The following is a 24,045-nucleotide window of genomic DNA, read 5'->3' as shown; positions in this document are numbered from 1 at the left end:
CCCGCCGCAACTTGGGCCCGTACTACATCTTCTGCTTGTTCGTTTCTGCTGACGCGAAGTTTAGCCCCCTACCTCTACCAGTACCGGTTCGGCAATGGGCGTGGCGCGGTAGTAAAGGGTGCTGCAGTTTTCGGGGCGGAGCACTTCGCGGGCGGCAGCCTGCACCTGGACGGGCGTTACAGCCTGGATTTTCGCGCTTTCCTCGTTTACCAGGTTGGCGTCGCCGAGCAGCTTGCTGAAGGCTAGGCTCATGGCTCGGTTCAGCAGTTCGATTTCGCTGAACACGATGCTTACTTCGGCCTGGTTTTTTACCTTTTCCAGTTCCTCGGTGGGTACTTCGGTAATCAGCAGTTCGGCCACCACAGCTTCCAGAGCCATATCGGCCTGCTCCAGCGTGATGTCGGCGTTGAGCTTGCCGCTGATGACGAGCAGGCCCGGCTCCACTGAGCCCATCACGGAGGCGGAGAGCGAGTTGAATAGCTCCTGCTCCTTCACTAGCTTTTGGTACAGTCGGCTCGACTTGCCCCGGCCCAGCACATCGGACAGCAAATCAGCGGGGTAGTAGCCGTTTTCGCCCCGGCCGGGCATGTGGTACACTTTGTAGAGGGCCGACAGCGGCACTTCGGCGTGGATTTCGAGGAAGCGGGCTTCCTCCTGGCGAGGCTCGGTGGGTAGCTCCCGCTCGTAGCGGGTGCCGCCGGCAATGGGTCCGAACCACTTCTCGGCCAGCCGTCGGGCCTCGGCCACGGTTACATCGCCGGCTACTACCAGAATGGCGTTGGCGGGGGCGTAGTGCTTGGCGAAAAAGGCCCGCACCTGCGCCATCGTGGCATCTTCGATGTGGCTGATTTCCTTGCCAATGGTGGCCCACTGGTAGGGGTGGTGCTGGTAGGCGAGGGGCCGCAGCTTCAGCCATACGTCGCCGTAGGGCTGGTTAAGGTAGTTCTGCTTGAACTCTTCGACCACCACCTTGCGCTGTACCTCCAAGCCGTTATCCGAAAACGCCAGATTCAGCATCCGGTCCGATTCGAGCCAGAAGCCGGTTTCGAGGTTGGCGGCGGGCAGCGTGAGGTAGTAGTTGGTGATATCGGGCGAGGTGAAGGCGTTGTTTTCTCCGCCCACCAGCTGCAGCGGCTCGTCGTAGCTGGGAATGTTCACCGAGCCCGAAAACATCAGGTGCTCGAACAGGTGGGCAAAGCCAGTCTGGTCGGGCGTTTCGTCGCGCGAGCCCACGTTGTAGAGCACGTTGAGCACGGCCAGCGGCGAGGTGTGGTCTTCGTGCACAATGCAGCGCAGACCGTTATCGAGGGTAAATTCTTCGAACTGAATCATAATGTAGAAATCGAGAGGAAGGGCCAACTGTGGCCAGCCAGCAAGTTACCTAACCAGCCGCCCGAAACAGAAGTTTCGGATGGGCCCGCCACTACAGCGTGGCCCGCACACCCAGCAGCAGGGTTCTGGCGATAGGGTAGGTGCTGGCATCAATGCCGGCCTGGCGGTTGTCGGAGCCGGCCGAGCTGACGTTGGGGTCGAAGCCCCGGTAGCGGCTTAGCACCAACAGGTTTTGACCGGCTGTCCAGATGTGGATATTGCGCTGGGCTTTCTCCCACACCTTCACACTGAAACTGACGGCCGACAGCCGAACGTGGTTGCCCGACTGTAAGGTGTAGCTACTGAAAAATGGCGGCTCATAGCCCGCGCCGGGCGTGCTGCCGCGGGGGTTAGCAGGAGTCCAGCGGTCCAGTACGCGAGTGGAGGCATTGGTGGGGAAGGGCGATGGACTATCGAGGTACTGCAAGGCGGTATTCTGCACCTGGTAACCAAACATTCCGTCGGCCTGCAGCTGCAGCTCGCAGCGGCCCAGCGCGAGCCGTTGCTGGAAGCTGAGCAGCTGCTGAGGAAGCCCGCTGCCCAGCGGTACATTATCGTCATAGTTCACTTGCCCGTCGCCATTTGTGTCGGCCAGCAGAGGGCGGCCATTGGCGGGGTTTACGCCCAGGTAGCGCGGCCCAAAAAACGTGCTCAGCGGCTGCCCGTCGCGCAACTGCTGATACGACGTACCCAGCAGCAACGGCCCCTCCGACGTGAAGCGGTTGCGGTTGACCGCCGCCGCCAGCCCGCTGTTGCCCCGCAGCCGGCCCGCCTGCCAGTGGCTGCCGAGCGTCAGCTCCAAACCTGCGTTGCGGATGCGGCCGAATTCGTCGCCGGCCGGGCCGAGTAGCACTAGCTGCTGACGGGTGTCTCGGGAATAGGCTTGGAGTGTAGTTGTGAGCTTGTCGTTAAAAAAACCAGCTTCCAGACCTGCATCAAGCTGTTGAGTGCGGTCGGGCAGAAAGGCCGGTACGCGTTGCGTCATGTTACCGCCTGTAGGGAGCATCAGCCCGATGTAGTTGCGGCCCGCCATCCCCATGCCCGACGTGCGGCCCCAGCCTGCCCAAGCCTTCAGCTGGGTACCGTTCAGGTTCCAGAAGCTTTCTTCCGAAGCATGCCATACCACTTGCGCCCCCGGCAGCAACTGCTGCTCATCGGCCGTTGCAAACGTGCTGCCGGCGTCGCGGCGCAGCGTGCCGCGCAGCTGGTAGCGGCCGGCGAAGGTGTAGTCGGCCGTTAGTTGCAGGGCCGGGAAGGTGCTGGTGGTTTCGAAGGTGGCTCTCGAGAAAGTAGCAGGAGAGCCATTGAAATAGGCGGCTTCTTCGAACTCGCCGGTTTCCTGCCGCCGTTGCAGCTGGCCTTCCAGGCTGGCCGCTACCACGTGTCGCTCGGCCCCAAAGCTGCCGGCGTAGCGCACGGCCGGGTTCAGCACCCACTGGCGGTACGTGTTGTTGAGGTTGGTGTTTTTAGTGTAAACAGTCTGGCTGAAAAGTGTTCGGTAAGCTTGGCTTTTGAGTGTGGCCTGTTCGAAGCCGCCACGCAGGTGTAGCATAAAGCCTGCCGGCAGGGCGTAGCGGGCCTCGGCCTGGCCCAGCAGCCGGCGTTGCTGAGGTGTCTGGTAGTTGTCGTTCAGTTCCCGCACCGGGTTGTTGATGAATGCATCGGTGGGCGGCGTGTCCGGCAAAGTGGTGGGCAACGCCAGCAGCGCCGCCTCAAACGGGTAGCGCGAAAGCCGTTGCTCGGTCTGGCTAAAGCCGCCGGTAACTGCCAGCTGCAGCCGCTCGCCAACGCGCTGGTCGAGGGCGGCCCGTAAGGCGTAGCGGCGCAGGCGCGAGTTGATAACCACGCCCTGCTGGCCCCGGTAATCGGCCCCCACGTAGTAGCGGGTAGCGGCCGTGCCGCCGCGCAGGCCTAAGTGGTGCTCCTGCACGGCGGCCGTGCGTAGCACCTCGCTTTGCCAGTCGGTTCCCCGACCCAGGGCCGCCAGCTCGGCCGCCGAAAACTCGGGCGCTCGTCCAGCATTGGCCTGCATGTCGTTGCGCAGCTCGGCGTACTGGCGGGCATCAAGCAGTTCATAGCGGCGGCCCACGCGCTGCAAGCCGGCGTGGGCGGTATAGCTCAGGCTCGGCTTGCCCGTCTGGCCCCGGCGGGTAGTTATGCGGATGACGCCATTAAGGCCCTGCGAGCCATACTGAGCGGTTTCGTAGGCCCCTTTCAGCACCTCCACGCTTTCAATGTCCTGCGTAGGAATGCTGAGCAATGGATTCTGGTCCAGCTCCTGCGTTTCGGCCGGCTCAAATCTAAAACCTGAATTATCAGTTTGGGGCTGCCGAAACGTGTGCTGGAACACGGGTATCCCATCGACCACGTACAGCGGCTGCGCATTGCCCGAGAGGCTGGCGGCCCCCCGAATCCGCACCGCTACCTGGGCGCCTGGTGCCCCCGAATAGGGTGTAGCCTGCACCCCGGCCACCTGCCGGAGTTGGTCTTGGAGGGGGAGGATAGTTAGAAGGCTTGAAGCCGCTCTGATAGGAATACCGACCCCGATGCAGGAGAGGCGATTCATCACGGTTGCTGATCCTGAGAAATATGCCTGCTCCAATGAGTCCACCGCCGGCACCTGCACGGCCACCGGGCGCGGCCGGAGCGTGTCGGGCTGCTGGGCCAGGGCGGTAATCGGGAGCGAGAAAAGGAAACCGAAGGGTAGGAGTCGGAGCATAATGGATACGGGAGGCATAAAAGCAACCCTAAAGGTAGATGCGGAAGGCAGGCAGATTTCATAAACCAGCCCTAAATATTTCCCTTCCAACCCAAACCCGTACTTTTGGCTTCCCCCACCTGTTACTGGCCTCTTCGCTATGCAATTCGACCGCAAGGACTACTCCAACGATACCCTGCTGCATCTGTATCATCACCTGCTCAAACCCCGGATGATTGAGGAGAAAATGCTGATTCTGCTGCGCCAGGGCAAGGTCAGCAAGTGGTTTTCGGGTATAGGGCAGGAGGCTATTTCGGTGGGCAGCACGTTAGCGCTGGAGCCCAACGAGTACATTCTGCCCCTGCACCGCAACCTGGGCGTGTTTACGGGCCGCGACGTGCCGCTAGGCCGGCTGTTTGGGCAGTGGCAGGGCAAAACCACCGGCTTCACCAAAGGCCGCGACCGAAGCTTCCATTTCGGCACCAACGAGCACCACATTGTGGGCATGATTTCGCACCTCGGGCCTCAACTGGCTGTGGCCGGCGGCATTGCCCTGGCCGATGTACTCGACGAGAAGCCCCGCGTAACCGTCACGTACAGCGGTGACGGTGGGGCCTCGGAGGGCGACTTCCACGAGGCCCTGAACGTGGCCGCCGTGTGGCAGCTGCCGGTCATCTTCATCATCGAAAACAACGGCTACGGCCTCAGCACGCCATCAAACGAACAGTTCCGCTTCCGCTACTTCGTAGATAAAGGCCCCGCCTACGGCATGGAAGCCGTGCAGGTGGATGGCAACAACGTGCTCGAAGTGTACGACACGGTGAAGCGCCTCGCCGAAGACCTGCGCCAGAACCCCCGGCCCGTACTACTGGAGGCCCTTACCTTCCGGATGCGCGGCCACGAGGAGGCCAGCGGTACCAAATATGTGCCCCAGGAGCTGTTCACCGAATGGGCCGCCAAAGACCCGGTGGAGAACTACGAAAAGTGGCTTCTCCAGGAAGGCATCCTCGACGAGGAGGCCCGCATGCGCTACCGCGAGACCATCAAGCGCGAAATCGAGGAAGGCCTCAAGGAAGCCGATGCCGCCCCCGCCCCGACCCCCGACGCCGCCCGCGAGCTGGCCGATATGTACGCGCCTGTAGAGGCTAGTACATGGAGCTTAGAGCTTAGGGCCGATGGTTCGGACGTTAGAGACGAGGAGGTTTCAGATAAGGAGGGAGACGAGAATGAGCATCAGAACGAAAAGCTAAGCTCTAAGCTCGACGCACTAAGCGCTAAAACCGAGAAGCGCTACATCGACGCCATTTCCGACGGATTGCGGCAGAGCATGGAGCGGTATCCGGAGCTGGTGCTGATGGGACAGGATATTGCCGAGTATGGCGGCGTGTTCAAGATTACCGACGGTTTTGTAGCGCAGTTCGGCAAGGGCCGGGTGCGCAACACGCCGCTCTGCGAGTCGGCCATTGTGGGGGCCGGTTTGGGGCTGAGCATCCGGGGCAAAAAGGCCATGGTGGAAATGCAATTCGCCGATTTCGTAACCTGCGGCTTCAACCAGATCATCAACAACCTGGCGAAAAGCCACTACCGTTGGGGCCAGAACGCCGACGTGGTAGTGCGCATGCCCACCGGGGCCGGCTCGGCCGCCGGACCTTTCCATAGTCAGAGCAACGAAGCCTGGTTTACCCACACGCCGGGCCTGAAAGTGGTGTTCCCGAGCAACCCCCACGATGCCAAGGGCCTGCTCTGCGCTGCCCTGGCCGACCCCAACCCGGTGCTGTTCTTCGAGCATAAGCTGCTGTACCGCAGCATTTCGGCCCCGGTGCCCGACGCGTATTACACCACCCCCATCGGCAAGGCGGCGCTGGCTCGCGAAGGCCACGAAATGAGCATCGTAACTTACGGGGCCGGCGTGCACTGGGCCTTGGCGCTGGCCGAGGAGCTTAACCTGGACTGCGACGTGCTGGACCTGCGTACCCTGCTGCCCTGGGACGAGCAGGCCGTGCGTCGCACCGTCGAGAAAACCGGCCGCCTCATTTTGTTGCACGAAGACACGCTGATTGGCGGCTTGGGCGGCGAAATAGGCGCTTGGGTGGCCGAAAATTGTTTCCGTAGTCTCGATGCACCTGTTATGCGGGTGGCCTCGCTCGATACGGCCGTGCCCTTTGCGCCCACGCTGGAGCAGGATTTCCTGCCCCGCCAGCGCCTGCGCGAAGCGGTGGAGAAAATGCGCAGCTATTGATTTTCTGACAGCATGAAGCGTATCTGTAACAGCGGCCGGTGGCTGAGTATGGGACTAGTGGCCGCACTGCTGCTGGCCGCCCCGGCCTGTCAGCGCCATCCCTACCGCATTCCTGACCCCAAAGGCCCACCCATAGCCAAGGTAAAACGCAACCGCACCCCCGGCAACGAGTCGGCCGACGGGCGGGTGCTGGATGTGGAGCGCGAGGCCGTGAAAATGCCGAAAAACCGCCTCGATAATCAGGGGCTGGTGAAAAAGCCCAAGCACGAGCGGCGGCGGCTGAAACGCAAAGTCGGGCAGCGCAAGTTTCTGGGGTTCGTGCTGCCCTTTTAATTGGCCCGGAGGCCTGGCGGTTCCCGCTAAGCCGGGAGCCAGGGTGGGTGTGGCCCGGAATGCGTAGCTTTCAGGAGGGCTTTCAGCTGCACTGCTGAGACTTTCGCTTACTTCTTACTGTTCAAAACTATGCGTTATCTGTTTATTGGTGCCTTGCTGCTGGCTTTGTCGGCCACCGAGGCGCAGGCACAGTTGGAGTCGAGCAGCCCGGCTAGCCAGCGGGCGGCCAGTCGGAAGGCGCTGCGCGATGCCCGCAAAGTAGAGGCGCGCTACAAAGAGTCGCACTTGGCCGTAAGCAAAAAGGAATTGCGGATGCAGGCTGCTGGCCGCCTAGCCACGCTGCCGCCCCCAGCCGGGCAGCCCGACTACAAATTCAGCCGCGACGGCACGCCCCGCGTAAGCGAACCAACGAAGATGAATTTGCGTCTTCGTCGTAAGAAGCCCAACGCGGCTCCGGTACAGTAGCGCCCATTCTTTCCAGTTCCCCTTCACCACCCCCTATGACTCCCTGGCAACCCCTTACCCAAGCCGAGCAGCTCTCCGAAATCGTCCGCGAATCGGCCCAACAGCCGGTTATTGTGTTCAAGCATAGCACTACCTGCTCCATCAGTGCCATGGCCAAGAGCAAGATTGAGCGGCAGTGGGCCGACGCCGGCCTCGAAAACACTAAACTATATTACCTCGATCTGCTCAACTACCGCCCCATTTCGCAGGAGCTGGCCCAGCAGTTTAAGGTGCAGCACGAGTCGCCCCAGTTGCTGCTTATTCAGGATGGCGCATGCACCTACCACGCCTCGCACAACGGCATCCGCCTGAGCGACGTGAAGCAGGCCATTTAGTAGCTGCGCAGAACGGTGTAGGGGCGGGGACAAGCGCCGCCCGCCGCCAGAACGGTCGTATTGTGTATCGTTCAACGGCGGGCGGGGGCAAGCCCCGCCCCTACACCGTTCTGCGCAACCTGTTCCAGAGAGTCAGCGGGCATTATGCTGAGCGGGGCCGAAACATGACGTTCGTTGACTACTAAGCGCTATACTCAAACTGAATCTGCTGCTTTATCTCGGGATGCAGGCTAAGGGCTACCGGGCAGGTTTTGGCGGCCCGTTCAAGTAGGGTGCGCTCTTTTTCGGGCAGCGACGCCGGTAGCCGGAACGTCAGGTCAATCTGCCCGATGCGGCGCGGGTCGCTGAGCATGTGCTTTGTGGTGTCCCAGCTGGCACTGCTCAGGTCGAGGCTATGCCGCTCGGCCACGATGCCCATAATAGTCATCATGCATGAGCCCAGGGCCGAGCATACCAGGTCGGTGGGCGAAAACGCTTCGCCTCTTCCCTGGTTATCAGTGGGGGCATCAGTCAGAATGGTGTTGCCCGAGGCAGTATGCGTGGCTTCGGTGCGCAGCTGGCCGGCGTAGCGGGCGGAAATAGTGCTCATAAGAAACAGGTAAACAGGCGAAGTATGCGGGCTAATTTACGTACTTTCGAAGGGGTTAGCAGCCAGCGGCAGCCGGCCCCGTCGTTTTTCAACCGACTCTCTATGCATTCCCGACCCGTACGTACAGTCGTCTGTCTGGGCAGCACGTTGTTGCTGGCCCTGTTGGCTGCTCCGCAGGCGCAGGCGCAGCGCAAGCCGAAAGCCGGTGCTGCGGCCAAGCCCAGCATCAGCAACGACCAGGCTTCCTACAGCAAGGAATTTACGTACGGCGTCAACTTTAACACCCGCGGCGGCCTGCTGGGCGGTGTGGCCGTACGCTCCACTCGCCTGCTCAACCAGGACTGGGCCCGGTTCTGGAGCCTGGAGTTGGTAGAGGTAAAGCACCCGAAGGAGGAGAAGGCAACTATATCGAACCGGGCAGTTGGCATAACGGGAACCATTGTGCCGGGCAAAAGCAACTACTTCTTTGTGGCCCGGCCCAGCGTAGGCCTGCAGCGCGTGCTGTTCCGCAAAGCGCCCGACGCGGGTGTGCAGGTAAACGGCCTGCTGGGCGGCGGTCCGTCTATTGGCCTGCTGATGCCTTATTACATCAACTACAACTACCAGGACCCCAACGGTGGCCCCCTCGATGTGCGGGCCGAGCAGTACGATCCGGCCAAGCATACGGGCCGGGGTGGTGCTATTCTGGACCGCGCTCCGCTTTTTGCTGGCGTTGGCGAAACCAAGCCCTTGGTGGGAGCCCACATACGCGGGGCGCTCAGCTTCGAATTCGGCCGCTACCGCGACGCGGTAACCGGCGTTGAGGTGGGCGTGTTGGCCGAGGCCTACGCCAAAACCCCGGTCATTATCCGCAACCAACTCACGGAAGACAGTGACATCAACGACCGTTTTCTGCCTTCGGTGTACCTGACGGTTTACATAGGCAGCCGGCACTAAACGCCCCTTTTAGTGGGTTATGATAAAAGCATAAGGGAGAAAGGCCAAAACAACCCGGCCTTTTATCCCTTATGCTTTTATCATTCATGCCTTATCCTCACCCCCATTCCTCGTACCTTTGTGTCATGGATGATTTGTTGCTGACTCTGCCCATTATTCAGCCCGAAACGGCCGCCCCTGCCAAGGCCCGCAAGCCCGACTGGCTGCGCGTGAAGCTGCCGGTAGGCCCGGCTTATGCCAATGTGCGCCGCCTCGTTGATGAACACAAGCTGCACACCATCTGCGAAAGCGGCAACTGCCCCAACATGGGCGAGTGCTGGGGCGCGGGCACAGCCACGTTTATGATTCTGGGCAACATCTGTACCCGTTCGTGCTCGTTCTGCGCCGTGGCCACCGGCCGGCCTTCCGAGCTTGATCTGGATGAGCCCCGCCGCGTAGCCGAGGCCATCCAGCTGATGGGCGTAAAGCATGCCGTACTTACCAGCGTAAACCGCGACGAGCTGAAGGACCGCGGGGCCAGCGTGTGGTACGAAACCGTGGTGCAAACCAAGCAACTCAGCCCCACTACCACCATCGAAACCCTGATTCCGGACGTGAAGGCCAACTGGGCCGCCCTCGATACCATGATTGCCGGCGGCCAGGAAGTGGTGTCGCACAACATGGAAACCGTAGGTAGCCTCTATCGCCTCGTGCGCCCCCAAGGCAAGTACGACCGGAGCCTGGAGCAAATCCAGCGGACCAAGCAGGCCGGCAAGCGCACTAAGTCGGGCATTATGCTGGGCCTGGGCGAAACCAAGGACGAGATGTACCAGGCCATGGACGACTTGGTGGCCCACGGCCTCGACATCCTCACGCTGGGCCAGTATCTGCAGCCCACCAAGCGCCACATCGAGGTAGCCGAGTTCATCCACCCCGACCTGTTTGCCCATTACCGCGAGGAGGGCCTGCGCCGGGGCCTCAAGTACGTGGAAAGCGGCCCGCTGGTGCGCTCCAGCTACCACGCCGAGCGTCACGTTAATGTACCAATCTAAGTTTCACTGCTAAGCAGCAGAAGCCAAAAAGCCCGCTCTTCATTTTGAAGAGCGGGCTTTTTTCATTCGACCAGAAGAGCACCTACCGCCTTACTCGCGGTAGGCCTGCGGGCTAGTGGGGCGGCCGTCCTGGGGCGGATAGTTACCCAGAATGCTGGTAACGATGCGCTGCACCTCGACCTCCGAAATGGTTTGGTTATCAACCTGGGCCTGACCCTGGCCGCGCCACGCCAGTTCTTTGCGGCTGGCATCCACGAAATCCAGAATGAGCGTGCCGGCCTTGTATTCGGTTACGTAGCCCCGGTTGTAGAGGCTGCCATAGCCGTAGCCATAGCCATAATAAGGGTTGCCATAAGGGCCATATGGCGAGCCGACGGCCCGTTGCTTGTCCTCGACGCGGGCACTATAGGCTACGTACACATCGGGCGTGGCCGTGGCTTCTACCATCGTCATGCCCTTCACGCCGAGCTGCTGCTCTACGGCCGAGCGGATGCGCTTGTCCAGAAACGACTCGTAGCCCTGTGCCGGGCCACCTTCCGTGTCGGTGGGCTGCTGTGGATACCAAGCCCAGGTGCGGTAGGCCCGGAAGTTAACGGAGTGGTCGTAGTCGGAGGTGACGCCCACGCGGGCGGCCGTGGTGCAGCTGGTGGCACCCAACAGCAAGCTCAGGCCCAAGACAGAGTAAGCCAACGGGCGGAGCAGAAAGCGGGATATACGATTCATAGAAGAAAAAATGGCGGTAAAAAAACCGTCTGCGGGCTCAACTAAAGCCGTGTATCGGTACAGATAAACAACAGCCCCGGCCATCCAGACGTTCCCGGGATTCGGTACAGCCTCCCGAGGTGGGAATGCAGATTATAAACGCCCGAAGTTGCCCCGCGACTATAATTGTGGTTATCTTTTGTCGAAATTGTCGTTTCCTGATTTGATACTCATGAAGAAAACCTTACTCTATCTGGGCGCTTTGGCCCTGGTATCTGCCTCCTGCAGCTCCTCGCGCGACGACTCCCGCTCGCGCCGTCCCGACGCTGCCCCGGTGGCCCATACATCGGTGGTCGAGTGCATTCTCTACGATGGCATGACCAAATCTTCCAAGCAGCTGACGACCCTGGCTGCCGGCAGCGAAGTACAGGTGATGGATACGGTGAGTGCCTACTTTGTGAAAGTGCGCGTAACGGCGGCCGGCAAAACTGAGTCGGGCTACATGTACCGCACCTGCTTCGGTAAGCAGTAGCAGCCACCGGCGGCTACTCTGGTGGCCCGGTGCCGGTGGCGAATCCGGCGTATCTTCGGGGTCTGTTTATTCGTGCCATGGCTGCTACTACCGATTCTGCTCCTACCCCCGAAAGTCTGGCTGCCGAGCTGGCCCAGGAACGCCGGCTTCGACAGGTTGCCGAAGGCCAGGTGGCCGGCCTGCGCCGTCACCTAGCCTCCACGCAGCGCACCGTTGGCCGGCTCACCGACAGCATTACGCGCCTAACCCAAAACCTGCGCGTGGCCGTGCTGGTGGCCCACCAGAACGGTACAGTTGCGCTGCTTAACCAGGAGTTCTGCGACCTGTTTGGCATCAGCGAAGCCCTGCCGTTGGGCCAACTCGACTGCCCGGTAGAGCCGCTGCTGGAAAGTCTGCAGGCCCACGCGGCCCGGCCCGAACTGGCCCGCCAGCGCCTCGATGCGCTGCGCCAAGCCAACCAGCGGGTGCTGGGTCAGGATCTGGAGCTGGCCGACGGGACGGTGCTCGAACTGGACTTTGTACCCCTCAGCGGCCCCGATGAGTTGGTGGCGGCCGGCTATCTGCTCTCGTTTCGCGACGTAACACAGGCGCGCCGGGCCGAGCAGTACCTACACTCGCTCTCGCGCATTCCGGGCCAGGACCCCAACCTGATTCTGCGGCTGCACGCCGATGGCCGGCTGCTGTACAGCAATCCGGCAGCCGAGGCGCTACGCCTCGAATACCTGCAGCCCGAGGCCGAGCCGGCGCTGGCCGGTGAGTTGTACGCGGCCGCCTGCCAGGCCCTTGGCACGCAGGAGCTGGTGCAGCTGGAGGTGAACTTCGGGCCCTGCTGCTTTCAGCTAGCCATCACACCCTTCCCCGAAGACCAGTACGCCAACCTTTACCTGACCGACATTACTCCGCTTAAGGAAGCCGAAAAGCGCTTGGCCGAGCAGCAGGAGTTCTACGAAACAGTGCTCAACCAGCTGCCCGCCGATGTGGCCGTGTTTGATGCCCGGCATCGCTACCAGTTCGTTAACCCGGCCGCCATCCGCAATAACGAGCTGCGCCGCTGGATTATCGGCCACGACGATTTTGAGTATGCGGCCTACCGCCAGCGCTCCGACAAGCAGGCCCGGCACCGCCGCCAGCAGTTCGAGCAGGTGGTAAGCCAGCGCACTACGCAGGCCTGGGAAGAGCATCTGACGGGCCCCGACGGCCCGCGGCTGGCCCTGCGCCATATGGCCCCCGTGTTTACGCCGGCCGGCGAGTTGCGCATGGTTATTGGCTACGGCATTGATATAACCGACCGCTACAACGCCGAGGAGTTGCTGCGCCAGCGCGAGGCCGAGCTGCGCGAAAACCAGGCGTTTATTCGGGCCGTGGTTGATACGACGCCCAGCGCTATCTGGGCCACTGATGGTCGGGCAAATGTGCTGTTTAGCAACCGAACCTTCAACGAATTACTTGAACTCAGCAGCCACCGCCAGAGCCCCGAGCTCGGTAGTATGGCTGCCCGGGAACTGGAGGAATTTGTTGCCTCCGATGAGTTTGTGCTACGCACAGGGGAGGAGTTGGTGCATGAGAATACCTTCACGCTGCGCAATGGCAAAACCATGTGGCTGCAAACCGTGAAGCGCCCGCTGATGCGGGCAGACGGCAGCGTGAACGTGCTGGGGGTAAGCACCGACATCACGGAGATGAAAAATGCCCGGCAGACCCTGGAGAAAAGTACCAAGCAGTACCGCGACCTGATGCAGTACTCCCAGGCCCTGATCTGCACCCACGACTTGTCGGGCCGGATTCTGTCGGTAAACCCGGCTGCGGCCCAACTGGTGGGTGCCGCGCCCGAACGGCTGGTGGGCCGCATGCTAGGCGAAATTCTCGATCCAAGCTTCCATGATGAGCTTGTGAAGTACCTGCTTCTGGCCCACGAGCAGCAGCAGCTTACGGGCCTGCTCACGCTCAGTGGCCCCGATGGCCGGCTCCATCACCTCATCTACGACAACTACCGGGTGGAGGAGCCCGGCGAGGAGCCCTACGTAATTGCCTACGGCCAGGAAATAACCGAGCGCCTGCTGGCCGAAAAGGAACTGATCCGGGCCAAGGAGGAGGCGGAAAATACCGCCCAGGCCAAGGAGAATTTCCTGGCCAACATGAGCCACGAAATTCGCACGCCCATCAACGGCATTCTGGGTATGGCCGGGCTGCTGGCCAAAACGCCGCTCAACGAAACCCAGCAGGAGCATCTGCGGATTCTGCGCAGTTCAGGCCGCCACCTGCTCACCGTTATCAACGATGTGCTCGATGTGGCCAAGATGGAGGCCGGCCAGCTGGAACTGGAGCGGGTGCCGTTCGATATCTGCCAGTCGGTAAAGGAAGCTGTGCAGACCTTGACTTACCGGGCCGAAGAGAAGGGCCTTGATTTCCGGATACAGCCTCTCAACCTGGCCCATCCGCTGGTGGTAGGTGACCCTGGCCGGCTCAACCAGATCCTGCTCAACCTGCTCAGCAACGCCCTCAAGTTCACCCATCAGGGCTGCGTGGAGCTCTGCGGCCGCTTGTTGCACGAAACCGACGCGGAGTTGGCCCTGGAGTTCTGCGTGCGCGACACCGGCATCGGTATTGCGGCCGACAAACAGGAAAGCATCTTTGAAAACTTTGCTCAGGCCTACGCCGATATTTCGCGGCGCTTCGGCGGCACGGGCCTGGGCCTCACCATCAGCCGGCGGCTGGTAGAGCAGCTGGGCGGCCGCATGTGGGTGGAAAGCGCCGAAGGGCAGGGCAGTACGTTCTATTTCACGCTCACACTGCCCAAGGCGGCCAGGCTGGCCTCGGCCCCCGCGCCCCGGCCGTTGCCCGACTACGGCCTGCTCCGGGGGCGGCGGGTGCTGCTGGTTGAAGACCACCCTGTTAATCAGCAGCTGGCCCTGCTGATACTGGAGGGTTGGGCCGTTGAAGTACACGTGGCCTCCGACGGCCCCGAGGCCCTGCAGCAGCTCGAAGCCCGCCTCTATGATGTGGTGTTGATGGACATTCAGATGCCTGGCATGAGTGGCCTGGATGTAACCCAGGAGCTGCGCCGAAACCCTGACCCGACCCGCGCCCAAACTCCAGTTATTGCCCTGACGGCCAATGTTATGCGTTCCGACGCCGCCGTTTACCGCAACGCCGGCCTCGATTATCTGTCGAAACCGTTCGAGGAAGATGAGCTGTTTCATAAGCTCGAAGCCAACCTGCGGTCCGTGGCAGTTGCCGATCTGGAAATGCTTCCGGCGCTGCCCCCACCCGTAGCCACCGCCGAGCCCGAGCCGGAAGCAGCGGCACTGGCCGAGGCCGGTTCACCCCTGTTCGACCTCACCCGGCTGCGTGATACGGCTCACGGCAGCAGCATTTTCATGCAGAAAATTATTGGCTCGTTTCGCACGCACACGCCGTTGGTTGTGAGCCAGTTGCGCGAAGCCGCTGCCGCTGCCGACTGGCCTGCCGTGGGCGCACTGGCTCACAAGCTGCGCCCCTCGCTGCAGCTGCTGGGCATCGGTAGCACCGAGGAAGCCATTGCCCTGCTCGAACCTCTCTCGCGGCCCACTGCCGATGTCCTGCCCGACTCCGATACCTTGTTGAACGCCACCTTTGCGCTGGCCGAAACGCTCACCACCGTCGTCGAACAGCTCGGTACGGTGCGGATGGAATAAGCACCTGCTATATGCGGTTCAGCTTGCTGAAAAAGGCTTCCTGGTAGGATTTGCCAATAGGTACGTGCTGACCACCGGGTACTACGGCCGCACCGTCCTCGATGGCCTCAATGCGCTTGAGGTTGAGAATGTAGGAGCGGTGTACGCGCACGAAATGCTCGAAGGGCAGGCGCGCATCCAGCGACTTCATGGTAGTATACACGATGTACTTCTGCTTCTCAGTAACAATTACTACGTAGTCCGACAGGGCCTCAATGTAGAGCACGTCGTCGAAGTTGATGCGTACCATTTTGCTGTTCACCTTCACGAACAGGTCGTTATCGGGGACGGCCATGGGCGGGGCCGGAACCACGGCCGCGGCGGCCGGCGCTTCGTGCTGCAGTAGGGCCCGTTGCACTGCCCGGCTGAAGCGGGCGTAATCGAAGGGCTTCACCAGGTAGTCGGTTACGCGCAGGTCGAAGGCGTCAACAGCAAAGTCTTCGTGAGCCGTGGTGAGAATGACAATGGGCGGGTCGGGCAGAATGCGTAGCAGATCGAGGCCGTTGAGCTGGGGCATCTGCACATCCAGAAACAGCACATCGACGCGGTTGCCGGCCCGAAAGTAGTTTAGGCCCTGCAGCGCGTCGTCCATCGACTCAACCAGCTTTAGCGAGCTGGTGAGCGAAATATAGTGTTCCAGCGTCAGCCGGTTGATTTCCTCGTCATCGATAATCGCACAGGTGAGAATAGTAGGCATGGTAGCGTAGGGATAAAGAGGAAGAAAGCCGGGCTGCCACCGCTAATTCGCGCTATCGGAGCCGCCCCCAAAAGGGACTTATCTGGTGGCGTAGCGTAGTAGTTGGCTGGCTAAGCTAACATTTTTGGGTTAATCAGCCAAGCTTGGCCATGCCAGTGAGGTTAGCCACGGAGAGCCATTTCGGCGGCCACCAGTGCCTGCACCTCGGCCCGCTCATAATCGGCCTCGGCCTGAATGTGCGGCATCAGTCGCTGCATTACCTGTTCCTGCGCCTGCCCATTGGCCAGGGCCTCGGCATAGGGCAGCTGCGAAAACGTAACCTGCGAGTAGAGGGGCTGCCATTGTGCCGGGAACTGGGCGGCCAGCTTGCCCTCAATTTTTTTCTGGAGCAGGAAGCGCGGGTCGGCTACCCGGTCGCGCATTTCATAGAAGTTGTACACGGCCAGGTCGGCCATGGCATCGGTATTGGGCTTGCGCATGGCTTCAAACTGGCGCATAATGTTCGCCCAGTCGGAGCCGTGTTCCTCCAGCAGCTCGGCCAGTACGGCGCAGTCTTCGAAGCCCGAGTTCATGCCCTGGCCATAGAAGGGAACAATGGCGTGCGAGGCGTCGCCGAGCAGCAGTACGTCGTCGTTGTAGCTCCACGGAAAGCAGCGCACGGTAACGAGCGAGCTGGTGGGGTTGGCGAAGAACTCCGTTTCCAGGTCCGGCATCAGCGGCAGCGCATCGGCGAAATGCTCGGCAAAAAAGGTGCGTACCTGGGCCGGAGTCTGCAGGGCTGCAAACGAGTTGGCCCCCTCATAAGGGAAAAACAGGGTGCAGTTGAACGAGCCGTCGAGGTTGGGCAGCGCAATCATCATGTACTGGCCCCGGGGCCAGATATGCAGCGCGTGCTTCTCGATGGGCCAGCTGCCGTCGGGTCCCGCCGCAATGCTTAGCTCCTTGTAGCCGTAATCGAGGTACTGCTGCGAGTAGTTGAACCGGTCGGTGCGCTGCATGGCCCCACGCACGGCCGAGTAAGCCCCATCAGATCCGAACAGGCGCTGATAAGGCTGGGTGCGGGTCTGGCCGGTGGTTTCGTCGCGCATTTCCAGCTGGCTTTGGCGTAGGTCTACGCGCTGGCAATGCTGCTCAAACTGCACCCTGATACCAGGCTGCTGCTCTACCAAATCCAGCATCCGCCGGTTCAGGCCCGCCCGCGACACTGAGTAGATGGCCTGTCCATCCTGCCCGTACTTCTGGAACGTGAGCTGTCCGTCCACGCCGTGCATCATACGGCCGCGCATGGCAATGGCCACTTCGCGTACCTCCTCGGCAATGCCAACGCCCTCCAGAGCCCGCCAGCCCCGGTCGGAGAGGGCCAGGTTGATGGAGCGGGCCTCTACTTTGGCCTCGCCCCGGATGTCGGGCCGGCGCTCAAACACTTCTACCGAGTGGCCGTGCCGGGCCAGGTACAGTGCCAGCAAACAGCCCACCAGCCCCGCGCCCATTACAGTGAGGGTTTCAGCCGGCTGCTGCGGGTTGGTGGGGGAAGAAGGAAGCATGAGCAAAAGGGTAGGCGGGAAAAGCGAAACAAGGCCCCGAAGGTACTCCATTGCGCTGGTATAGGGACGCAGAACAATAAATGCCCCGGACGTTGGTCGAGTAATTCGGCGTGTTGAGCGACAAAGTTCCCCAACGGGGCTTTTTTTTAAATCCGCTCACCTGATACCACCCGTACTTTGGACTATAAATAGAAGTACCTGACTATGTGTTGCGTTTCAATGATACTTGCTCCCACTTTAGTTTTATGCGGAATACAGCCGAAATATGCCCGTCATCGTCGGGCCCGGCAGCGGCGGCGTTTGGTAAGGCTCACGTTTGTTTACAATTTAGCGCGGCAACCGGCCCGCGAGCGGGTGCCGGCTGCTCCAAAAGACCTTGGTAAGGTCGTACTCATCGGCTACTATATGGTGGGCGCCGAGGACTGCCCGTGGCTTTACGGGCCATCCGATATGCGCTACTAGTTTCGCGCCGACTATATCCTTTCCGCATAAAAAAAACGCGTATAAATACTAATTAACGAAGTGCAACCTTTTCGCAATCAATTACTTGTAGATAGGTTATTCGGCACGCCTACTATATATTTGCAGCCCCTTCTGGCAGAAGGGGCTTTTTTGTATTTTTTTACTTTCTCTTCTTACATGCGAAAACCCTACTATCTATTGCTTTTGTTGCTACTCCTGATGGGGCAGAGCCTGGCCAGCAGTGCCCAGGAAGCAGTGCCCGTAACCGGGTCGGTGTTAACGGATGCCGGGCAGCCGCTGCCCGGAGCAACTATCTTTATCAAGGGCACCTTTATCGGTACGAGCACCAGCCGCGACGGTGGCTTTGAGCTGCGCACCGATTTCAGCAACGGTCCGGTCGTGCTGAGTGTATCGTTTGTGGGCTACGTAACCCAGGAGCTGACGCTGAGCAAGCCCGACAACGGTATCAAGGTGACGCTCAAGCCCAACCCCATTCAGGCGGCGGAAGTAATTGCTTCGGCTTCGCGGAAAGAGGAAAACATTCTGCAGGCTCCCGTAACGGTGGAAAAGGTGACCTCGGAGCAGGTATTGCGCCTGCCGCCGCCCGATGTGCAGGTGGGCCTGAACCAGTTCAAGGGCATTGACGTGAACGGCACGAGCATGCTGATGAACTCGCTCAGTACCCGAGGCTTCAACTCGCCCAAATCGGAGCGCCTGATTCAGCTGATTGACTATTTCGACACCCAGTCGCCGTCGCTCAACATCAACTCGGGCAACCTCCAGGGCCTGCCCGAAATCGACACGGAAAGCATCGAAATAATCCACGGTCCGGCTTCGGCCCTGTACGGTGCCAACGCCTTCAACGGCGTACTGCTTCAGAACTCGAAAGACCCCTTCGTAACCGAAGGCCTGACGCTGCGGGTGCGCGGCGGCGGGCGTGAGCTTTTCGACGGCCAGCTGCGCTACGCTAAGCGTATCGGCCAGAAGTTTGCCTTCAAGGTCACGGGTGCTTACCTGACGGCCGACGACTGGCTGGCCAATAACTACTCGGCTACCGACCGGCGGGTAGAGAGCCGCAACAATGACCAGGGCTCGACGCTGGGCTACGATGCAGTAAACAACTACGGCGACGTGGCCTTTACGGTGCCGGCAAGCTACCCAATTGCCGATTTGCGCGGTAAAACGCTGTTCATGCCCGGTTTTGCCGAGCAAACGCTGGTAGGAACCGACGAGCGGGCCAAGTCGCTGAAGGTGCAGCCGTCGTTTTCGTATCTGCTTACCAATACCATTAAAGTTACTGTAGGCGGCAGCTACAGCCGCGGCACGGCCAGCTACCAAAGCTCCAGTCGTTACCGGTTCAAGGACTTCGGTACCAACCAGTACCACGGCGAAATAAAGGGCAGCCGCTGGTTTGTGCGCGGTCAGTCGGTGCAGGATTTTGGAGGTGAATCTTACGATTTGAACCTGCTGGGTTCGTTTATCCAGAATTCGCCCATTGCTACCGGCACTGGCACCACGTATGCCCAGCGTTACTTCGGGGCCTACCTGAACGAGTATGCCGTTTCGCGTGGCAAGGGCCAGACCAACGAACAGGCCCAACAGACGGCTTTTTCGCTGGTGAACGGGGGCGCTTTCCAGCTCGACCCCAACTCGGCCGAATTCCGCAACCTGCGCAGCCAGATCATCAGCGACGCAACGCCCGGTCGCGGTGCGCGGCTCAACCCCAGCTCGCTGCTCAACGAAGGCAACGCCCAGTACAACTTCCGGCTGGCCGAAACGGCCGACCTGATTGTGGGCGCGGCCTACCGCAAATTCCGTCTGGGTTCCAACGGCAACCTGTTCAGCGACATTGAAGACCGGATTCAGAACAACGAATTTGGTGGCTACGCCCAGTTCACCAAGAAGCTGCTCGACGAGCGGCTGAAGGTGGCGTTGGCTGGTCGGGTTGATGCTTTCAAGAACTTCGATCCGGCTTTCTCTCCCCGGGCTTCGGTGGTATATTCGGCAGGTGCTACGCGCCAGCATAACTTCCGGGCCAGCTTCGGCCGCGCCTTCCGCTCGCCCACGCAGCTCGACCAGTACATCCGGCTCGATGTGGGCCAGCTGCTGCTGCTGGGCAACGTAGACAACGGTTTCCAGGGCTACAGCCTGACGAGAGTGGGTGCTGCCGGGCCATTGGCTATTGATGTTGCCTCGCTGAAGCTTGAGCGCCTGAGCACGTATGAGGTAGGTTACAAAGGCGCCATTGGCGAGAAGCTGGCCGTAGATGTGAACTACTACCGCAACTCCTACAACGACTTCATCGGAGCCCAGCGCTTCAACGGCAACCCCGATGGCAGCCGTCCGGCTTCGTTTGGGGCAGCCGGCAGCCGCATCTTACAGGTGTGGACCAATGCTGACCAGGAAGTGAACACTCAGGGCGCAGCCCTGGGCCTGACCTACGCTTTCGCGCCCGCCCTGAAACTGGCGGCCAACTACACGCTTAACGTGCAGGACGATACCGACGTGCAGAACGCCGACTTCCAGACCTATTTCAACACGCCCAAGCACAAGTACAACGTAGGCGCCAGCGGCACCGTCGTCAGCAACCTGAGCTACGCCCTCAACTACCGCTGGGCGCAGGGCCACGAGTACGGTACGCCCTTCGCGGTGGGCCAGCTCGCCGACTACAGCGTAACCGATGCCTACCTGGGCTACAGCTTCGCCAAAATAGGGCTCACGCTCCAGGGCGGAGGTTCCAACATCTTCAATGCCAACAATATTCAGGTGTATGGCGGCCCACAAATTGGCCGCCTGCTGTACCTGGGTCTGCAGTTGGACGTAAAGTAAGAAGCAGCTAACCGCTATGTAAACGCCCCCGCAACAATTGTTGCGGGGGCGTTTTTTTGTTGTGAGAAGAGACGGATTACCGCATTGCCCGGCCACTGCCCGTTAGCCTCCCATCACCAGCCGGAACGTGAGATTCAGGCGGGGGCCAACGGGGCGGGCTGTTTTGGGTAGTGCGTGCAGCCAGTTTTGCTGGGTGGGGCCGCGCATCAGCAGCAGGCTACCGGCAGTAAGAGGCAGGCTGAGCGCTTGAGCCGGCACGCCGGGGCGGGGTTTCAGCCGGAACGTGCGGGTAGCGCCCAGCGTGAGGGAGGCAATAGCGGGCGCGGGGCCCAGCTCGGGCTCGTTGTCGGCGTGGTAGCCCATGCTATCCTGGCCCGAGCGGTAGAGGTTAAGCAGCACGCTATTGAAGCGGGTGCCCGTGGCTGCCTCTATCCGCATCCGCAACTGCTGCAGGGTAGGCAGCCAGGGCAGCGGCTCCAAGCGCAGGCCCGAGTAGGTATAGGTGGCTTCGGGGTCGCCGTACCAAGCCGTCAGGCGGGGCTGCATTATGTCTTTGCCGAACAGCTTTATCGGCGTTTGCTGCCAGGCCACGCTCGCCGTCAGTTCGGCCAGCAGGGCCGCCGCTTCGGCCGGAGTCAGGAAGGAGGGATCCAGCAGTACTTCAGCGGCGGGCAGGGGCAGAGGCTGCAAAGGCATAAGCAGCGGCCGGAACTAGAGGGTGCCCGGCATGCCGGCGGGCATGGCACCGTGCAACTGCACGAGCAGGTAGTAAAGGCCCAACAGCAGCAGTCCGCAAATGAGCAGCGGAGCCACCCAGGAGCGGCTGCGATAGGGTTGCCGCCCAATGTAGCGAGGCCAGAAAAACAGGTTGTACACCAGAATAGCCGGCAGGTTGAAGAACGAGCCCATCCAGTTCACCTGCTCGCCGTACAGGCTTTTCAGCCATAGCACTAGGTAGCCGCCGCCAAATACGTAAGCCACAACAAAAGCAATTACGAGCAGCGCAGCCCGGTTGCGCTGCAAGGCCCGCAGATTTAGCACCAGCATCACGCCGCCGGCAATCATGCTGAACAGCACCGAGAATATGGTGATAGCACCCAGCGAAAACAGTTGGGGGCCGGTGGCTTCGGCGGCCTCGGGCGAAGCCTCGCCGCGCGATATGCGGCGGGCCTGCGCCTGCTCGTCGGCCTCGGCCCGTACTACGGCATCACGGCGCTCGGTCTGCTCCTGGCCAGCGCGCAACTCCGTTATCAGGGCCTCCGCGCCGGGCTCGGGCAGGCCGCGGCTCTCCAGCTCCGCAAGGGCGGCCAGCACGGCCTCCTCGCGGTACTGGTAGCGCTGCTCCACGTATTCGCGCAGCTCAGCCACCGTTTTACGGCTCATTTTCGCCAGGAAATCTTCCGCCATGATTTGATGCCTATATATCTGTTATCGGTTGTTGGTTCTCAGAAGTTGATTGTCAGCAGTCTGGCTTATACCTGAATAAACCAACAACAAACAACTGAGTACTGACACTTATTTAGCCCATTCGGTCAGTACTTCGCCTACCCGAAACACGTCTTCGAAGGTGTTGTAGAGCGGGGTAGGGGCCAGGCGGATGACGTTCGGCTCGCGCCAGTCGCCGATAACGCCCACGGCCATCAGGTGCTCGAACAAGTCGCGGCCACCCTGATGCACCAGCACCGAAAGCTGGCAGCCGCGCTGGGCGGGGTCCTGGGGTGTGATGATTTCGAGCCGGTCGGTACCCAGTCCGAGACGCCGGATGAAAAACTCCAGGTAGCCCGTCAATAGCTCGCTTTTGCGGCGTAGTGCGGGCATGCCCCCCGCTTCGTCGTGAATTTTGAGGGCGGCCTCGTGCACGGCCAACGACAGAACAGTGCCATTGGAAAGCTGCCAGCCGGCCGCGCCATGCATGGGCTTGAAGCCCTTTTTCATCTGAAAACGCTCCTTCTCGTCGTGGCCCCACCAACCGGCCAGGCGCAGTAGCTCGGGCTGGTCGGCGAACCGCTCGTGCACGTAGGCACCGGCCACTCCGCCGGGGCCCGAGTTGAGGTATTTGTAGGAGCACCAGCAGGCAAAGTCCACGTCCCAGTCGTGCAGCTGCAGGGGCACGTTGCCGGCCGCGTGGGCCAGATCGAAACCCACCATGGCTCCCACGGCGTGGCCAGCGCGGGTAATGGCCTCCATATCGAACACCTGGCCGGTGTAGTAGTTGATGCCGCCCATGATGATGGTGCAGAGCGAATCGCCCAGTTCCGCAATTTTGGCCTCAATGTCCTCGGTGCGCAGTGTGTGCTCGCCGGTGCGGGGCTGCAGCTCCACAATGGCGTCGTCGGGCGCGAAGCCGCGCAGCTTCACCTGGGTTTCCAGCGCGTACTGATCTGAGGGAAATGCGCCGCCTTCCATGAGCACCTTGTAACGGGTGGCAGCAGGCTGATAGAAGCTGATGAGCAGTAAGTGCAGGTTGGTGCTGAGGTTGTTCATCACCACCACCTCGTGGGGCTTGGCGCCCACAATGCGGGCCGAAGGCTCCTGTAGCCGCTCGTGGTAAGGCAGCCAGGGCGAATCGCCCTTGAAATGGCCTTCCACAGCTAGGTTCTGCCAGTTTGCGAACTGCACTTCGGCGGCGGCGCGGGCCGTGCGCGGCTGCAGGCCCAGCGAGTTGCCGCAGAAATACAGGCACTCGCGCTGCCCGTCGGGGCCGGGCGGAATCAGAAACTGCTGCCGGAAGTCGCGCAGTGGGTCCTGGGCGTCGAGCTGGCGGGCGAAAGCGAGGGTGGGTTCAAACGTCATCAAGGCAAAGATACCACCCTTAGCCCCGCCCGCCTAGCCGCCCGCCCGCAGGATTATGGCCTCCTGCTTGGCACAGATTTATGCAGGTGAAGCGAGCCAGACAGTGCGTATGGACTACGGCGCAGTGGCGGGCGCTTCCATGTAGGTGCCGCATACGGTGCAGGTACGCTTCTCATCAGAGGCCCAAAACCGGTCCATGATGGGCGGCAGCTGGGCCACGATGTCGGTGATTTCGACGAACTCCTCGTGCAGCTGGTGGCCGCAGTTTTCGCAGTACCACTGGAAGCCGTCGAGCTCCCCGGCCGTGCGGTAGCGCTCCAGCACCAGGCCCACCGAGCCGGCCGGCCGGCGGGGCGAGTGGGGCACGCCGCCGGGCAGCAGGAACATGCTACCGGCTTTTATCTCGATGTCGACAGGCTGGCCGTCTTCGATAATCTTCACCACCATGTCGCCTTCGAGCTGCAGAAACAGCTCCTCTCCCTCGTCCACGTGGTAGTCTTTGCGAGCGTTGGGGCCGCCCACTACCATCACAATAAAATCCTTGTTGTCCTTAAACACCTGCTGGTTGCCCACGGGTGGCTTGAGCAGGTGGCGGTGGTCGTCAATCCACTGCTGAAAGTTGAACGGGCGGGCGATGGGCATGCGTAGCGGGGCTGAGAGAGTAGTGGAAGTTTCGGGATGCAGGCAGGGGTGGGGCCCTCGGTGGCAAATAACAAAAAATAGGCCGGCAGGGCCGG

19 protein-coding genes are annotated in these 24,045 nt (G+C 61.1%); 9 read left to right on the top strand and 10 right to left on the bottom strand.

Annotated elements, in window-relative coordinates; genetic code table 11:
- Window positions 1–60: 60 nt before the first annotated feature.
- Window positions 61–1,332 (bottom strand): M16 family metallopeptidase, encoded by a 1,272-nt coding sequence (locus HW556_RS11965; RefSeq protein ID WP_176900283.1) that lies wholly within the window; start codon window positions 1,330–1,332, stop codon window positions 61–63.
- Between the two features lie 91 nt (window positions 1,333–1,423).
- Window positions 1,424–4,090 carry a SusC/RagA family TonB-linked outer membrane protein gene (locus HW556_RS11960; protein ID WP_176900280.1) on the bottom strand — a complete coding sequence of 889 codons (2,667 nt, stop codon included), beginning with the start codon at window positions 4,088–4,090 and terminating at the stop codon, window positions 1,424–1,426.
- A gap of 139 nt (window positions 4,091–4,229) precedes the next feature.
- On the opposite strand from HW556_RS11960, the gene HW556_RS11955 reads away from it, so the two are divergent.
- From HW556_RS11955 to ytxJ, 4 genes are all read left to right on the top strand, one after another.
- On the top strand, window positions 4,230–6,308 hold the full coding sequence (locus HW556_RS11955) for an alpha-ketoacid dehydrogenase subunit alpha/beta (protein WP_176900279.1): 2,079 nt from the start codon (window positions 4,230–4,232) through the stop codon (window positions 6,306–6,308).
- A gap of 12 nt (window positions 6,309–6,320) precedes the next feature.
- On the top strand, window positions 6,321–6,641 hold the full coding sequence (locus HW556_RS11950) for a hypothetical protein (RefSeq protein ID WP_176900278.1): 321 nt from the start codon (window positions 6,321–6,323) through the stop codon (window positions 6,639–6,641).
- 129 nt (window positions 6,642–6,770) lie between these two features.
- On the top strand, window positions 6,771–7,106 hold the full coding sequence (locus tag HW556_RS11945) for a hypothetical protein (protein WP_176900277.1): 336 nt from the start codon (window positions 6,771–6,773) through the stop codon (window positions 7,104–7,106).
- 35 nt (window positions 7,107–7,141) lie between these two features.
- Window positions 7,142–7,480, top strand: coding sequence for a bacillithiol system redox-active protein YtxJ (gene ytxJ, locus HW556_RS11940; protein ID WP_176900276.1), 339 nt, complete (start codon window positions 7,142–7,144; stop codon window positions 7,478–7,480).
- A gap of 181 nt (window positions 7,481–7,661) precedes the next feature.
- Here ytxJ and HW556_RS11935 read toward each other — a convergent pair whose 3' ends face one another.
- A complete protein-coding gene (locus tag HW556_RS11935; RefSeq protein ID WP_176900275.1) occupies window positions 7,662–8,069 on the bottom strand; it encodes an OsmC family protein in 408 nt (135 codons plus the stop codon).
- Window positions 8,070–8,171: 102 nt separating this feature from the next.
- Between HW556_RS11935 and HW556_RS11930 the strand changes: the two genes are divergently transcribed.
- Entirely contained in the window at window positions 8,172–9,005 is an 834-nt protein-coding gene (locus HW556_RS11930; protein WP_176900274.1) for a hypothetical protein, read from the top strand.
- 137 nt (window positions 9,006–9,142) lie between these two features.
- Window positions 9,143–10,036 (top strand): lipoyl synthase, encoded by an 894-nt coding sequence (gene lipA, locus HW556_RS11925; protein ID WP_176900282.1) that lies wholly within the window; start codon window positions 9,143–9,145, stop codon window positions 10,034–10,036.
- 90 nt (window positions 10,037–10,126) lie between these two features.
- Here lipA and HW556_RS11920 read toward each other — a convergent pair whose 3' ends face one another.
- Complete coding sequence (locus tag HW556_RS11920) at window positions 10,127–10,759, bottom strand: DUF4136 domain-containing protein (RefSeq protein WP_176900273.1); 633 nt, start codon at window positions 10,757–10,759, stop codon at window positions 10,127–10,129.
- 211 nt (window positions 10,760–10,970) lie between these two features.
- Here HW556_RS11920 and HW556_RS11915 point away from each other — a divergent pair, with 211 nt between their 5' ends.
- Together HW556_RS11915 and HW556_RS11910 are read left to right on the top strand one after the other, a co-directional pair.
- The gene (locus HW556_RS11915; RefSeq protein ID WP_176900272.1) at window positions 10,971–11,270 is read left to right on the top strand and encodes an SH3 domain-containing protein; all 300 of its coding nucleotides are present in this window, start codon (window positions 10,971–10,973) and stop codon (window positions 11,268–11,270) included.
- A 77-nt stretch (window positions 11,271–11,347) separates the two neighbouring features.
- Window positions 11,348–14,944, top strand: coding sequence for a PAS domain S-box protein (locus HW556_RS11910; RefSeq protein WP_176900271.1), 3,597 nt, complete (start codon window positions 11,348–11,350; stop codon window positions 14,942–14,944).
- Window positions 14,945–14,951: 7 nt separating this feature from the next.
- Here the strand turns inward: HW556_RS11910 and HW556_RS11905 are convergent, their stop codons facing one another.
- Together HW556_RS11905 and HW556_RS11900 are read right to left on the bottom strand one after the other, a co-directional pair.
- Window positions 14,952–15,680: a LytR/AlgR family response regulator transcription factor gene (locus HW556_RS11905; RefSeq protein WP_176900270.1), complete on the bottom strand. Its 729-nt coding sequence runs from the start codon at window positions 15,678–15,680 to the stop codon at window positions 14,952–14,954.
- Window positions 15,681–15,841: 161 nt separating this feature from the next.
- Complete coding sequence (locus HW556_RS11900; protein WP_176900269.1) at window positions 15,842–17,224, bottom strand: FAD-dependent oxidoreductase; 1,383 nt, start codon at window positions 17,222–17,224, stop codon at window positions 15,842–15,844.
- 639 nt (window positions 17,225–17,863) lie between these two features.
- On the opposite strand from HW556_RS11900, the gene HW556_RS11895 reads away from it, so the two are divergent.
- A complete protein-coding gene (locus HW556_RS11895) occupies window positions 17,864–20,515 on the top strand; it encodes a TonB-dependent receptor (protein ID WP_176900268.1) in 2,652 nt (883 codons plus the stop codon).
- A gap of 102 nt (window positions 20,516–20,617) precedes the next feature.
- Here the strand turns inward: HW556_RS11895 and HW556_RS11890 are convergent, their stop codons facing one another.
- The 4 genes from HW556_RS11890 to HW556_RS11875 form a co-directional block, all read right to left on the bottom strand.
- Window positions 20,618–21,211, bottom strand: a complete 594-nt coding sequence (locus HW556_RS11890; protein WP_176900267.1) for an alpha-ketoglutarate-dependent dioxygenase AlkB family protein — start codon at window positions 21,209–21,211, stop codon at window positions 20,618–20,620.
- Between the two features lie 15 nt (window positions 21,212–21,226).
- Window positions 21,227–21,898: a rhodanese-like domain-containing protein gene (locus HW556_RS11885; protein WP_176900266.1), complete on the bottom strand. Its 672-nt coding sequence runs from the start codon at window positions 21,896–21,898 to the stop codon at window positions 21,227–21,229.
- A gap of 132 nt (window positions 21,899–22,030) precedes the next feature.
- Window positions 22,031–23,308 carry a kynureninase gene (kynU, locus tag HW556_RS11880; RefSeq protein ID WP_176900265.1) on the bottom strand — a complete coding sequence of 426 codons (1,278 nt, stop codon included), beginning with the start codon at window positions 23,306–23,308 and terminating at the stop codon, window positions 22,031–22,033.
- 114 nt (window positions 23,309–23,422) lie between these two features.
- Window positions 23,423–23,950: a 3-hydroxyanthranilate 3,4-dioxygenase gene (locus tag HW556_RS11875; RefSeq protein WP_176900264.1), complete on the bottom strand. Its 528-nt coding sequence runs from the start codon at window positions 23,948–23,950 to the stop codon at window positions 23,423–23,425.
- Window positions 23,951–24,045: the final 95 nt, after the last annotated feature.

This window comes from Hymenobacter terrestris, from assembly GCF_013377905.1.
Taxonomy (GTDB): Bacteria; Bacteroidota; Bacteroidia; order Cytophagales; family Hymenobacteraceae; genus Hymenobacter; species Hymenobacter terrestris.
Note: the sequence above shows the minus strand (reverse complement) of the source record. Positions and strands in the feature narration are given on the sequence as shown.